Source organism: Kordia sp. (assembly GCF_050633145.1).
Lineage (GTDB): Bacteria > Bacteroidota > Bacteroidia > Flavobacteriales > Flavobacteriaceae > Kordia.
The window spans coordinates 1-13,686 of the sequence record NZ_JBOEFY010000027.1; the positions used below are offsets into that span (position 1 = coordinate 1).

The 13,686-nt window shown below is 35.7% G+C and carries 11 protein-coding genes; 2 read left to right on the forward strand and 9 right to left on the reverse strand.

The genetic code is table 11. The features are described from left to right. Positions 1–69 precede the first annotated feature (69 nt). Complete coding sequence (ruvB, locus tag ACRBBL_RS14245) at positions 70–1,092, reverse strand: Holliday junction branch migration DNA helicase RuvB (protein WP_431369739.1); 1,023 nt, start codon at positions 1,090–1,092, stop codon at positions 70–72. A 227-nt stretch (positions 1,093–1,319) separates the two neighbouring features. Between ruvB and ACRBBL_RS14250 the strand changes: the two genes are divergently transcribed. After that, the gene (locus tag ACRBBL_RS14250; protein ID WP_431369740.1) at positions 1,320–1,514 is read left to right on the forward strand and encodes a hypothetical protein; all 195 of its coding nucleotides are present in this window, start codon (positions 1,320–1,322) and stop codon (positions 1,512–1,514) included. A 102-nt stretch (positions 1,515–1,616) separates the two neighbouring features. Here the strand turns inward: ACRBBL_RS14250 and ACRBBL_RS14255 are convergent, their stop codons facing one another. From ACRBBL_RS14255 to ACRBBL_RS14290, 8 genes are read right to left on the reverse strand one after another with little or no spacing between them, the layout of a single operon-like run. Beyond that, the gene (locus ACRBBL_RS14255; protein WP_431369741.1) at positions 1,617–3,416 is read right to left on the reverse strand and encodes a cytochrome c oxidase subunit I; all 1,800 of its coding nucleotides are present in this window, start codon (positions 3,414–3,416) and stop codon (positions 1,617–1,619) included. Positions 3,417–3,455: 39 nt separating this feature from the next. Continuing rightward, positions 3,456–4,517 (reverse strand): cytochrome c oxidase subunit II, encoded by a 1,062-nt coding sequence (locus ACRBBL_RS14260; RefSeq protein WP_431369742.1) that lies wholly within the window; start codon positions 4,515–4,517, stop codon positions 3,456–3,458. A gap of 26 nt (positions 4,518–4,543) precedes the next feature. Beyond that, a complete protein-coding gene (locus tag ACRBBL_RS14265; RefSeq protein WP_431369743.1) occupies positions 4,544–5,950 on the reverse strand; it encodes a quinol:cytochrome C oxidoreductase in 1,407 nt (468 codons plus the stop codon). Positions 5,951–5,978: 28 nt separating this feature from the next. Further along, entirely contained in the window at positions 5,979–6,548 is a 570-nt protein-coding gene (locus ACRBBL_RS14270; RefSeq protein ID WP_431369744.1) for a c-type cytochrome, read from the reverse strand. A gap of 8 nt (positions 6,549–6,556) precedes the next feature. Further along, positions 6,557–7,081, reverse strand: coding sequence for a DUF3341 domain-containing protein (locus tag ACRBBL_RS14275; protein ID WP_431369745.1), 525 nt, complete (start codon positions 7,079–7,081; stop codon positions 6,557–6,559). After that, entirely contained in the window at positions 7,074–8,465 is a 1,392-nt protein-coding gene (gene nrfD, locus ACRBBL_RS14280; protein ID WP_108113223.1) for an NrfD/PsrC family molybdoenzyme membrane anchor subunit, read from the reverse strand. The genes ACRBBL_RS14275 and nrfD overlap by 8 nt, the downstream gene beginning before the upstream one ends. 47 nt (positions 8,466–8,512) lie before the next feature. After that, positions 8,513–11,677, reverse strand: a complete 3,165-nt coding sequence (locus ACRBBL_RS14285) for a TAT-variant-translocated molybdopterin oxidoreductase (RefSeq protein ID WP_431369746.1) — start codon at positions 11,675–11,677, stop codon at positions 8,513–8,515. 33 nt (positions 11,678–11,710) lie between these two features. Continuing rightward, entirely contained in the window at positions 11,711–13,009 is a 1,299-nt protein-coding gene (locus ACRBBL_RS14290) for a cytochrome c3 family protein (RefSeq protein ID WP_431369747.1), read from the reverse strand. A 213-nt stretch (positions 13,010–13,222) separates the two neighbouring features. Here ACRBBL_RS14290 and ACRBBL_RS14295 point away from each other — a divergent pair, with 213 nt between their 5' ends. Then, entirely contained in the window at positions 13,223–13,630 is a 408-nt protein-coding gene (locus ACRBBL_RS14295; protein ID WP_431369748.1) for an SPOR domain-containing protein, read from the forward strand. Positions 13,631–13,686: the final 56 nt, after the last annotated feature.

A 13,686-nucleotide genomic window follows, 5' to 3' on the forward strand; every position in this document is an offset into this window, starting at 1 on the left:
GCTCTTGGCTCTTGGCTCTTAAAAGAAACCTTTTTTCAATTTAAAATTCAACATTTAGAATTTTTCATTTCAAAAAAGTCCGCCTTGCGTTCCACCTTTTACTCTTCCGAGATGTTTGTAAGCAAGTTCAGTGACTTCTCTCCCTCTTGGTGTTCTGATGATGAACCCTTGTTGTATGAGAAATGGTTCGTACACTTCTTCGATGGTTTCACCACTTTCGGAAACTGCCGTTGCTAAGGTTGTAATTCCAACTGGTCCACCTTTAAATTTGTCAATAATTGTGGATAGGATTCTATTGTCCATTTCGTCCAAACCGTATGCATCCACATTTAATGCTTTTAGACTGAATCGTGCTATTTCTATATCAATAGTACCGTTTCCTTTGATTTGTGCAAAATCACGCACTCTACGCAATAATGCGTTTGCAATACGCGGCGTTCCACGACTCCTTCCTGCAATTTCAATAGCAGCTTCCATACTTATTGGAACATTGAGTATTTGTGCACTTCGCTGAACGATTGTAGATAACAATTCTGTTGAATAGTATTGTAATCTACTTGCGATTCCGAATCGTGCACGCATTGGTGCTGTTAATAATCCTGAACGTGTGGTAGCTCCAACTAGTGTAAATGGATTGAGGTTGATTTGAACTGTCCTAGCATTTGGTCCAGATTCAATCATGATATCAATCTTATAATCTTCCATTGCCGAGTAGAGATATTCTTCTACTATTGGGCTAAGTCGATGTATTTCATCTATAAATAACACATCACGTTCATCAAGATTGGTAAGCAAACCTGCTAAGTCGCCTGGCTTATCTAATACAGGTCCCGAAGTTACCTTGATACCTACACCAAGTTCGTTTGCTAGAATATGTGCTAGTGTTGTTTTTCCTAATCCGGGAGGTCCGTGAAATAAGGTATGATCTAATGCTTCATCACGAAGATTTGCGGCTTGTACGAAGACTTGTAAATTTTCTAGTACTTGATCTTGTCCTGTAAAGTCTTCAAAAGATAATGGTCTTAATGCTTTTTCAACGTCTAATTCTTCTGGCGAGTAGTTATCGCTATTGGGATTTAAGTGTTCGTTCATAAAGATTTGTGTTCAGATATAAGCCATTATTCTTCTACTTCTACATATAACAGCTTCATAACAAAGATAAGAGAAAAACACCATAGCATCATGATTAGAACTTTGTTGTTTTTACAATTTCAACATCTGGCTATATCTCGACTTTTATAAAAATAGACATGTAGGATTTTTATTTCGAAATAAAAAGTAATAATATCACATTTTATATAACCAAAAATTATTTAATCATGTTAAAAAACATTTTACAATTGGAAGGTTTAAAACCTTTATCAAAAGAAGTACAAAGAGAAATTAATGGCGGAATGTTTCCATTTAGATGCGATGTCTTATGTCCAAATGGATGTCATTGTATAAATGCCTACAATGATTATTGTGTATTTAGCAGTGGACCAAGGCAAGGAGACTATTGCGTATCATTGTAATACTCAAAAAAAAAGAGTCGTTTAAAATTTAAACGACTCTTTGTATATATTTTACTCACTTGAAACTTTGATTTCTATGAGATCTTTATTTTCGTGGAGATTTTAGTGATGTAACTCTTCTTCACCTTCTTTCATTGGGACTGTTTGAGGAACAAAGTCATCATCATGTCCTGGTTTACTATAATCATACGCCCAACGGTGTACATGAGGAATTTCTCCTGGCCAGTTTCCATGAATATGCTCTACAGGAGTTGTCCACTCTAATGTATTTGATCTCCATGGGTTTTGAGGTGCTTTCTTTCCGTAGAATATACTACTAAAGAAGTTGTATAAGAATACCAACTGGAAGATTCCACCAACAATAGCAAATAATGTGATTACAACATTTACGTCTGCTAAATCGTCGAATAATGGAAATTCTGAGTTTGTATAATAACGTCTTGGTAATCCTGCCATTCCAATAAAGTGCATTGGGAAGAATACTCCGTAAGCACAGACTGCTGTTACCCAGAAGTGAATATAACCTAAGTTTTTATTCATCATTCTACCAAACATTTTCGGGAACCAGTGATATATACCTGCAAACATTCCGTATAGTGCAGAGATACCCATCACCAAGTGGAAATGCGCTACTACAAAGTACGTATCATGCACGTTAATATCTAATGTACTATCACCTAAAATAATACCTGTTAATCCACCAGTGATGAATGTAGATACTAATCCGATAGAGAATAACATCGCAGGGTTTAACTGCAAGTTACCTTTCCAGAGCGTAGTGATATAGTTAAATGCTTTTACCGCGGATGGTATGGCAATTAATAGTGTTGTAAATGTAAATACAGATCCTAGGAATGGATTCATTCCTGAGATAAACATGTGGTGACCCCAAACAATTGTAGATAAGAATGCAATTGCCAAAATTGAGGCGACCATGGCTCGATATCCGAAAATCGGTTTTCGCGAATTGGTGGCTATAATTTCGGAGGTTATACCTAATGCTGGAAGTAGTACAATATATACTTCAGGATGCCCTAAGAACCAGAATAAGTGTTCAAATAGTACGGGCGATCCACCTTGATAATGCAATACTTCACCTTGTATAAATATGTCTGACAGATAGAATGATGTTCCAAAACTTCTATCAAATATTAATAATAAAGCTGCTGATAATAATACTGGGAATGATACAACACCAATAATAGCTGTTACAAAGAATGCCCAAATTGTTAATGGCAATCTTGTCATAGACATTCCTTTTGTTCTAAGGTTGATTACCGTAACGATGTAGTTTAATGATCCTAGTAAAGAAGATGCAATAAATATTGCCATTGATACTAACCATAATGTCATTCCTAATCCTGATCCAGGAATTGCTTCTGGTAACGCACTTAAAGGAGGATATATTGTCCAACCTGCAGATGCTGCTCCACCTTCAACAAATAAAGATAATATCATGATTACACTTGAAATAAAGAATAACCAGTATGATATCATGTTTAAGAAACCTGAAGCCATATCGCGAGCTCCAATTTGCAATGGAATTAGTAAGTTACTAAATGTACCACTTAGTCCTGCCGTTAGTACAAAGAATACCATGATGGTACCGTGAATGGTAACTAATGCTAAATATTTATCAGCACTTAATACTCCATCAGGTGCCCAATTCCCTAAGAACATTTCAAATATTGTAAATGATTCTTTTGGCCATGCAATTTGCATACGGAAAAATATAGACATCATAACCCCAATAACTCCCATGATAGTACCTGTGATTAGATACTGCTTGGCAATCATTTTGTGATCTTGACTAAATATATATTTAGTCATGAATGTCTCTTTATGATGATGTCCGTGATCGTCGTGTCCGTGATCTCCTGCGTGTGCTGCTGTTGCTGACATATCTATATATTATATCTTTAAATTTATTTTTTATTTATTTTATTTTCCGAAAGTTGCTTGCTGTGCAATCCACTTATCGTAATCTTCTTGGCTTTCTACAATTACTTTCATTTGCATATTGTAGTGAGATTCACCACAAATTTTATTACATAATAAAAGGAAATCGAATTCGTAAGGCTCTAAAGCTTCTTGACCTTCGTCAACTAGTTTTTTACTTTTCTCTGCTCTGATTAAATTGATACGACTCACCTTATTGATAATTTTAGGTGTTTCGCGCATTTCTACAGTTGTTTTTGTAGGTTTCATTGCAAATTCAGTAGTTTGCCCAGGAACACAGTTCATTTGCATTCTGAAGTGTGGCATGTAAGCAGAGTGTAATACGTCTTGTGAACGCATTTTAAATACTACTTTTCTACCAACTGGCAAATGCAGTTCTTGTACAATGATATCATCTTGAGCATACTTGTCCTCTCTGTCTAAACCTAAGATATTTGGATTATCGCCTAAGTCAATTAAACGAACATTTGCTTTTCCAAGAACATTGTCTTCTCCAGCGTATCTAGCTTTCCAGTTGAACTGTTGTGCATATAATTCTACTACGATTGGATCATCATCCATGTTTACATCCATGATTTCATTCCAAGTAAACAATCCATAAAGAATTAAACCTGCTAATGTAATTACTGGAATAATTGTCCAAATAAATTCTAATTTATCATTATCAGCATAGTACAATGCTTTTCTTCCTTTTTTACCTCTGTATTTGAAAGCAAAATAGTGTAATAAAGCTTGTGTAATTGTTTGCACGAAAAAGATCAATACCATTGATATGATCATCAATGTATCTACACTTGTTCCATGTTCAGAAGCTGAATTTCCGATTAGTGGCAAATCTCCCCATTTCCAGAAACAAACTATCGTGATGATGTATATGAACATCAAGAATCCCATCATAAGGTATCCATTGATGTTATTATCCTTGTCATTCGCTATTTGAGTATTATCAGCTTTCGCTTGTGATAAGTCAAATATCTTCGTCAACTGCCAAATTGCGATTGCAATTAGGATAAGTACTATAAACGTTAGTAAACCAGTAGTCATCTTATTTTATACTGTTTTGAAATTAATTAATAATGAAATTGTTTACTTTCTTCAATAAACGGATTTCGCTTTGCCAATAATGGTTTCTTTGTCAATGCTGTAAACACTACAAAGATGAATAATCCTAGGAATAATAATACTGCTCCTATTTCTGCCAATCCAAGTGACCAATTTGGTCCTACCGTTGCTGGCATTACCATGTTGAATACATCTATATAGTGACCGAATAGGATTATAACTCCTGCGATTACAATAATCCAATTTAACCTCTTGAAATCACTATTCATTAAGATTAATAATGGGAATATTAAGTTTAAAGCTAACATTCCAAAGAATGGTAGATTATAGTCGTCAATTCTTGTAAGGAAGTATGTTACTTCTTCTGGGATGTTTGAGTACCAGATTAACATGAATTGAGAGAACCATAAGTATGTCCAGAAAATACTAATACCGAACATAAATTTTGCTAAATCGTGTAAATGGCTATCATTTACATATTCTAAATATCCTCTTGATTTAAGATATATTGTAACTAATGCGATTACCGTGATTCCAGATACAAACATACTTGCAAATACGTACCATCCAAATAATGTACTAAACCAGTGGTGATCGAAAGACATAATCCAGTCCCAAGACATCATAGATTCTGAGATTAAGAATAATACTAAGAATACCGCAGCCAATCTGAAGTTTTTCTTGAAGTTGCTGTTATCTGTTGCATCATCTTGACGAGATGAGAAGCGTCTTGAAAGAATACTATACACAATCCAAATAGAACTATATATTACAGCTCTGATGATGAATCCTGTTCCGTTTAACCAAGCACTTTTTCCGTAGGTAAGTTTGTCAAATTTATCATTGTCAGGCATTATCAATTCTGGATCCATCCAGTGAAATAAGTGGTTTAATTCACCCACTGAAATCGCAATTAATATAATAATCGTAATTGTTCCTGGAATAATGTACGATCCAATACCTTCCATAACTCTAAATAATACTGGAGACCATCCAGCTTGCGCTGCTCGTTGTATTGCATAGAATGCTAATACTCCAAGAGAAATCATCATAAAGAAGAATGCAGCAACATATATAGCTGCCCAAGGTTTGTTTTGTAATTGACCTAGTTTGTGTTCGTCCGCATGTGCATCACCGTGATGACCAGCTTCTGCTCCATGAGCATCAGCAGTTTTTTCAGCATGATGATCTTCTGTTGCGTGTGCAGCATCTGTTTTTTGATCGTCATGATGTGCTGTTTTTCCATCATCATGTTTTGCTTCTCCATGACCTGAATCATGTCCATGAGCTGCTTCCATTGCTTTCATCTCAGGAATATCTGCAGGTGTGTTATAAAAACTCAACCCTACCATGATAGCTCCAAGCGCAAATGAAATAATTGCAAAAAGTCTTAATCTATTTGAAAACGTATACATTGTATATAATTCTATATCGTTATTGGTCTTATTTTAATTCTAATTTCAATTTTAATACATAATCAACAACTTGCCAGCGTTCTTCTGTATTTAATTGATTAGCGTGCGATCCCATATTGTTTTTACCATACATAATTACATGATAAATACTTCCTTCAGTAATTCCTCTTACAGAATCATTGTATTTAGGTATCCCTAAGAATTTTTCGCGCTTTACTAAAGTTCCTTGTCCATCACCTTTATTTCCATGGCAAATGGCACAGTAAAGTCCGTAAAGCTCTTTTCCTTTTGCTAGATTTTCTTCAGAAGCTACTAATGGATTTTTCAATTCAATTTTTGCTGCTTCATATCCTTCATTTGTATTGTCATACTCATAAGGCATCCAACCTCTTTTCACACTTCCATCAGCAGGAATTTGTGCTTCCATTTTAGATTCGAATCCTCCATAAGGCACACCATTAACTTCTTGATATGCTTCATAGCCTACAGATTCATACATATTTGGAAAATACTGATAGTTTGGCTGTGATTTATCAAAGCATGAAGTCACAAGCAACGCTGCTCCAAAAATGACTCCTATTTTTATAAGGCTCTTCATAATTCTTATTAATGCTTTTCTGTAACTTTAATTTCTGTAGCACCAGTTTCTAATAAAAGTGCTTTTAACTCTTCTTCATCTCCATGAACTGATACTTCCATTAAAAAGTGATCATCTGTTGTTCTTGGGTCTGGGTTTTCAGCTTCTTTAAATGGCCACAATCTACTTCTTAAGTAAAAAGTGATTACCATTAAATGCGCTGCAAAGAATACCGTCATTTCAAACATAATTGGTACAAATGCTGGCATATTTTCTAAGAAAGAAAAACTTGGCTTTCCTCCAATGTTTTGCGGCCAATCTTTAATCATGATATAGTACATCATGGTAACTGCAACAGACAATCCAATACATCCATATATGAATGCTGTAATGGCAAGTCGTGTAGGCTCTAATCCCATCGCTTTGTCTAGTCCGTGTACAGGAAATGGTGTATACACTTCTTCGATATGATGATTTTCTTGACGTACTTTTTTCACTGCTGACATTAGCACATCGTCATCGGTATACATTGCTTGTATTACTTTACTACTCATGGTTACCGTCTCTTAGTTTTTTATATTTTTCTCCTGATGATTTTAAGATTGATTTTACTTCTGCCTGTGCAATTACAGGGAATGTTCTTGAGTATAGTAAGAACAATACAAAGAAGAAACCGATCGTACCAATAAATATTCCTATATCTACAAACGTTGGTGAAAACATCGTCCATGAAGATGGAAGATAATCTCTGTGTAATGATGTTACGATAATTACGAAACGCTCAAACCACATTCCAATGTTTACAACAATAGAGATTATGAAAGAGAACATAATACTTGTTCTTAATTTCTTAGACCACATAAATTGTGGAGAGAACACATTACATGTCATCATTGCCCAATATGCCCACCAGTAAGGACCTGTTGCTCTGTTTAAGAATGCATACTGCTCATATTCTACTCCAGAATACCATGCAATAAATAACTCAGTAATATATGCACATCCTACGATAGAACCTGTAATCATGATTACAATGTTCATTAGTTCGATGTGTTGTAATGTAATATAGTCTTCCATATTACATACTTTTCTCATAATGATTAATAAGGTGTTTACCATGGCAAATCCTGAGAAAATCGCTCCTGCCACAAAGTATGGTGGGAAGATTGTAGTATGCCATCCTGGTATAACTGACGTTGCGAAGTCAAACGATACAATTGTATGTACAGAAAGTACTAATGGTGTTGCTAAACCTGCAAGTACCAATGATACTTCTTCAAAACGTTGCCAATCTTTTGCACGTCCACTCCATCCGAAACTAACTAAGCTGTATATTTTCTTTTGGAAAGGTTTTACCGCTCTATCTCTAATCATTGCAAAATCTGGAAGTAAACCTGTCCACCAGAATACTAATGATACAGATAAATACGTAGAGATTGCAAATACATCCCAAAGTAGTGGTGAGTTAAAGTTTACCCAGAGTGATCCAAATTGGTTTGGAATTGGCAATACCCAATATGCTAACCAAGGACGTCCCATGTGAATGATTGGGAACAATCCTGCTTGCACTACCGAGAATATGGTCATGGCTTCCGCAGAACGGTTAATTGCCATTCTCCATTTTTGACGGAAGAGTAAAAGTACAGCAGAAATCAGTGTTCCTGCGTGACCAATACCAACCCACCAAACAAAGTTTGTAATATCCCAAGCCCAACCAACGGTTTTGTTAAGACCCCAAACTCCAATTCCGGTAGAGATTGTATAAATGATACATCCAATTCCCCAAAGGAATGCTACCAAAGCAATTGAGAATACTATCCACCATTGCTTATTTGCTTTTCCTTCTACTGGAGCTACAATATCAAGAGTTACATCATGATATGATTTATCTCCAGTTACTAAGGGTTTTCTTATAGGTGCTTCGTAATGCGACGCCATAATCAGTTTATAATTATTTCTTATTAATTATTTTTTTATGCTTCTTCTTAAGTGTTTCTCACTTTTACGTGATACTGAACATTTGGTTTTGTTCCTACATGCTCCAATAAATGGTACATACGGTCATCTTCATGCAATTCAGCAACTTTACTTGACTTATCGTTAAGATCTCCAAATACCATTGCTCCAGAGCTACACGCCGAAGAACACGCTGTTTGGAATTCACCATCTTTGATTTGGCGACCTTCACGTTTTGCATCCAAGATTGTTTTTTGTGTTTTTTGAATACACATAGAACATTTTTCCATCACACCTCTAGAACGTACAACTACATCAGGGTTTAATACCATACGACCTAAGTCATTGTTCATGTGGTAGTCAAACTCATCATTCTTGTTGTATAAGAACCAGTTGAATCGACGTACTTTATATGGACAGTTGTTTGCACAGTAACGAGTTCCAACACAACGGTTATATGCCATATGGTTTTGACCTTGACGTCCGTGTGATGTTGCTGCTACTGGACATACTGTTTCACATGGTGCGTGATTACAGTGTTGACACATTACAGGTTGGAAAGCCACTTGAGGATTCGCTGAAGGATCTTCCAATTCCACGAAACCACCTAATGAACCTTTCTCTCCAAATAATCCACTAAATTCTTCTTTCTTTTTATCGTCTTCAGAGAATGTTTCTTCAGATGAATAATATCTATCAATACGCAACCAGTGCATATCTCTACTTCTTCTTACTTCCGTTTTACCAACTACTGGCACATTGTTTTCAGCGTGACATGCAATTACACATGCTCCACAACCTGTACAAGCGTTTAAGTCTATCGATAAGTTGAAGTGATGTCCAACAGAACGATCAAACTTAGCCCACATATCTGCTTCTTGACTCGTAGCATCAATCATTTCATGATCTCTAGATACATGTGGCGGAATATTCCATCCATGTTTCTTATCAAGTTTAGAATATGTATTAAATATCTCTAAAGTCGTTTCTTTAACGATATCACCTCTACCCATTAAGGTATTGTGCAACTGCACACATGCAAATTCATGCGCTCCTTCTGCACCACCAATTGAAACATTTTGAACACTGTTAAAGTTGTTATACACTTTATAAGCATTCACTCCTGTTTGCATGTCTTTTTTGATCCCGGCTTTTTTACCGTAACCTAATGCTAAACCAACTGTTCCTGGCGCTTGACCTGGCTGAATGATTACTGGAACTTTTAAATCGACTCCATTTACGGTAATTTTCGCATACGAACCGTTTAAACCTCCATTTGCAACATTCCAGTTTTTTATTTCTTTCGCTTCAGCGTCTGCTTTAGAAATTGTTAAGTAGTTATCCCAAGAAGCTCTAGTAATTGGATCAGGGAATTCTTGCAACCAAGGGTTATTTGCTTGCTGTCCGTCTCCCATTCCTGTTTTTGTATACAATACTAACTCCATTCCTGAAGCTTGTGCAGTTCCAGCTAATTTTCTAGCTTGTGCAGAAACATCAGTAGTAGTTGTTGCAACTTCTTCTGTTTCGTTTTCTTCAGCAGCATCCGCAGCTTCTATAGCAACATTTGCTTCCTCAGCTAAACTAACTGTAGCAGTTGTTTTGAATACTCCATCATGTACTGCTTGATTCCAAGGTGTTCCGCCTAAAATATCGGCAGTCCAACTTTCTCTTAAGTATTGATAGTATGCTTTGTCATTTCCAGTCCACTTTAATAAAGCGTCTTGAAATTGTCTTGTATCAAATAATGGACGAATTGTAGGTTGCGTAAGACTGTAGTGACCTTTTTTAAGCTCTACATCTCCCCAAGATTCTAAGTAATGTGGAGTCGCAGCTACATATTTCGTATTTAAAGCAGTCTCATCTTCTTTTTGAGTAAACGTTACCGCTAAATCTAATCCTTTTAAGCTTTCGGCAAATTCATCGCCGTTTGCTAATGTATATACAGGATTTACTCCTGCCATAATGATTCCGCCAACAGCGCCACCTTTCATATCACTGATAAGTTTTGCTACAGCCTTGTCATTTCCTTGTCTTATTTTACGTGGTGCTTCTTTATCAAAAACTTCGCTACCAATTGTTTCATTAATTGCCAACACTACGCTTTGTGCATCTACATCATTGATTCCAGATACTACAACAGCTTTTGACCCAGCCATTTTAATTTGACCGATTGCATTTTTGATTGCACTTTCTGCTTTGTCAGACAATTGTCTTCCTGAAACACTGTTCCCAGTAACACCTGCATAAATTTTTGCCAATGCTACTTTCTGATCTGCTACAGATAATGGCACACGCTTATCAGCATTTGCTCCAGACAATGTCATATTCGCCTCAAACTGGACGTGTCTTGACATTTTTTGATGTCCTTTTTTTCCGTGTGGAATTCTTCCTTTAGCATATCCGTCATCATATCCACCACCTTGCCAGTCTCCTAAGAAGTCTGCTCCGACAGATACAATTATTTCAGCTTTAGAAAAATCGTAATCAGCTAATGCTCTTTCACCATACTTCGCTTCAAACGCATCTAAAGCAGTTGATTCAGAAACCGCATCATATACTACATGGTTTACATTTCCATACTTTGCTTTGAACTCTCCAACTAATTTAGCTACAGATGGACTTGCAAAAGTTTGTGTTAGTAAAACAATTTGTTTTCCAGAAGCACTGATTTGATTTAATTTTTGACCAACTTCAGCATCTAACGTTTCCCAAGAAGCATCTTTTCCGTCAATTTTTGGATTTTTCACCCTCATGCTATCATATAAAGATAATACAGATGCGTGAACTCTTGCATTTGCACTTCCTTTAGTAGCTGCTTCTTTATTGTTTTCTACTTTGATTGGACGACCTTCTCTTGTTTTAATTAAGATACTAGCAAAATCGTATCCATCTGCAATTGTTGTTGCATAATAGTCTGCTACACCAGGAATAATAGTTTCTGGTTGCACTACATAAGGAATCGATTTGATTACTGGTCCTTCACAGGCAGCAAGTGTAGCTGCGGCTGTACTAAAACCAACGTATTTAAGAAAGTCTCTACGAGAAGTTGAAGAAGACTCTAACGTCTCTTTATCCCCTAAGAATTCATCTACAGGAACTTCTTCTACAAACTCATTCTGTCTAAGTGCCTCAACAATAGAACTATTCTCATTTAGCTCTTCAACACTTTTCCAGTATTTCTTGTTTGATGCCATATTATATATATAAAATTAGCTTCTTAATTAATATTAATAGTGACATTTTCCACATTCTAAGGCACCCATTTTAGCTGCTTTGAATGTTTCAACACCATATTTTTCTTTTAACTGCTCGTGAATTTTGTCGTAATATGCATTTCCTTTGAAATTCACATCTGTATCTCTGTGACAGTTGATACACCATCCCATTGTTAATGGCGCATGCTGTTCAACTATTTCCATTTCTTGAATTTCTCCGTGACATGTCTGACATTCTACTCCTGCAACTGAAACGTGTTGCGAGTGATTGAAATATACAAAGTCAGGTAAATTATGAACACGTATCCATTTTACTGGCTTAGGTTCATTTACATAATCTTGCTCTGTTGGATCCCAACCTGTAGCTCCGTATAATTCTTGAATTTGTTTATTGTAGTCCACTCCGTATTTAACAACACCTTCTTGCTGCACATCATCTGAAACTTGTGCAATGTTTTTATGACAGTTCATACAAACATTTAAAGATGGAATTCCTGAAGTCTTACTTACTCTAGCAGAAGAGTGACAGTACTTACACTCTATTTTATTATCACCTGCGTGAATTCTGTGCGAGAAGTGAATTGGTTGTATTGGCTGATATCCTTCATCAACTCCAACTTGCATAAAGTATCCATACGCAAAGTACGCTGCTCCCAACATAAAGAAGATCACAGTTACAATCACTAAGAATTGATTGTGAACAAATGCTTTCCAAAGTGAAGGCTTCTTAACCTCCTCTTCTAAGTTTAACGTTCCATTAGCCGTTGCAAACTTTCGAAGTGTTTTGTTCACTAAGAACAATCCTAATGCTAATAGACCGAATAAAACAATTAAAGCAATTAATACTACTTGTGTAGAAAAACCTCCACCAGCAGTCTCTGTACTTGGATCTACTTTAGATTTTATTGGCGTTGGTTTTGGCTGAGCTGTATACGCCAAGATGTTATCTATATCCTCATTTTTCAATGTAGGAAATGGCGTCATGATACTTTTCTTGTTATCATTAAACACCTTGTTTGCATACTTATCTCCTGATTTGATTAACGCTGAACTATTCTTAATCCATTTGTATAACCATTCTCGATCTAAGCCTTCCTCTTCTGCCAAACGTGCTTCCACACCTCTTAACGCAGGACCAGTTGACTTACTATCTAACTTATGACAAGCAGCACAGTTTGCATTAAACAAAGCTTTACCAGCTGTAACCGCCGCATCGTCTTGTGCAAATGCAGAAGCTGAAAATACTAACATCAGCGCTAGTGCGGTTCCTAAAATTCTTGAAATTGAATTGCGGTGATTCACCTTTTTCATATCTTAAAGTCTTCTTAATTTGGCATGGTTTTTTCTAAGTATATTTTTAACTTAGACACTCATGCTTGTTCCAAATTTGAGCAAAAATACAAATAGCGTTGAATTTGCGAAATTATAGTGAACTCTTAATTGTTAATTTATAGTAATTCTAAATAAGATTTTAGCATGTTTGTTCGTTAGGTTATTTTACATTTGTATAAAATTGTATTCATTATGAGATTTTTAGCTATTAAAAAAAGCACCATTTTTACCGTTTCAGCACTTTTCTGTGCCGGATTCGCATTTGCACAACAAGGAGAGATTACCATCTCTAAAGACCCAAATATTGATAAATTACTTACATATCAGAAGGAAATTAACCAAGAAACAGACAATGACAATCGTTTGAAGATTCAAATCTTTAACGGAAATCTTAAAAATGCAGAGAGAGCAAAGCGAGAATTTGAGAAATCACACGAAAAAGATATCCCTGCAAATATTAAATTTGAAACACCTAATTATAAAGTTTGGGTAGGAAATTTTAGAAATAGATTAGAAGCAGAACGATATTTAGTAGAAGTTAAAGAAACGTTTCCTAACGCATTTATTTTTACACCTCTAAAAAAGAAGAAGAAAAATTAGCTTTAAAAACTAATTTATATAAAAAAAAGGATCGCAAATGCGATCCTTTTTTTTCT

What these genes read in the sequence shown, in the direction of transcription:
- ACRBBL_RS14275 (WP_431369745.1), bottom strand. Translation starts at nt 7,081, where the DNA reads ATGAGTAGTAAAGTAATACAAGCAATGTATACCGATGACGATGTGCTA.
- ACRBBL_RS14250 (WP_431369740.1), top strand. Translation starts at nt 1,320, where the DNA reads ATGTTAAAAAACATTTTACAATTGGAAGGTTTAAAACCTTTATCAAAA.
- ACRBBL_RS14265 (WP_431369743.1), bottom strand. Translation starts at nt 5,950, where the DNA reads ATGTATACGTTTTCAAATAGATTAAGACTTTTTGCAATTATTTCATTT.
- ACRBBL_RS14290 (WP_431369747.1), bottom strand. Translation starts at nt 13,009, where the DNA reads ATGAAAAAGGTGAATCACCGCAATTCAATTTCAAGAATTTTAGGAACC.
- ACRBBL_RS14285 (WP_431369746.1), bottom strand. Translation starts at nt 11,677, where the DNA reads ATGGCATCAAACAAGAAATACTGGAAAAGTGTTGAAGAGCTAAATGAG.
- ACRBBL_RS14270 (WP_431369744.1), bottom strand. Translation starts at nt 6,548, where the DNA reads ATGAAGAGCCTTATAAAAATAGGAGTCATTTTTGGAGCAGCGTTGCTT.
- ACRBBL_RS14255 (WP_431369741.1), bottom strand. Translation starts at nt 3,416, where the DNA reads ATGTCAGCAACAGCAGCACACGCAGGAGATCACGGACACGACGATCAC.
- ACRBBL_RS14260 (WP_431369742.1), bottom strand. Translation starts at nt 4,517, where the DNA reads ATGACTACTGGTTTACTAACGTTTATAGTACTTATCCTAATTGCAATC.
- ACRBBL_RS14295 (WP_431369748.1), top strand. Translation starts at nt 13,223, where the DNA reads ATGAGATTTTTAGCTATTAAAAAAAGCACCATTTTTACCGTTTCAGCA.
- ruvB (WP_431369739.1), bottom strand. Translation starts at nt 1,092, where the DNA reads ATGAACGAACACTTAAATCCCAATAGCGATAACTACTCGCCAGAAGAA.
- nrfD (WP_108113223.1), bottom strand. Translation starts at nt 8,465, where the DNA reads ATGGCGTCGCATTACGAAGCACCTATAAGAAAACCCTTAGTAACTGGA.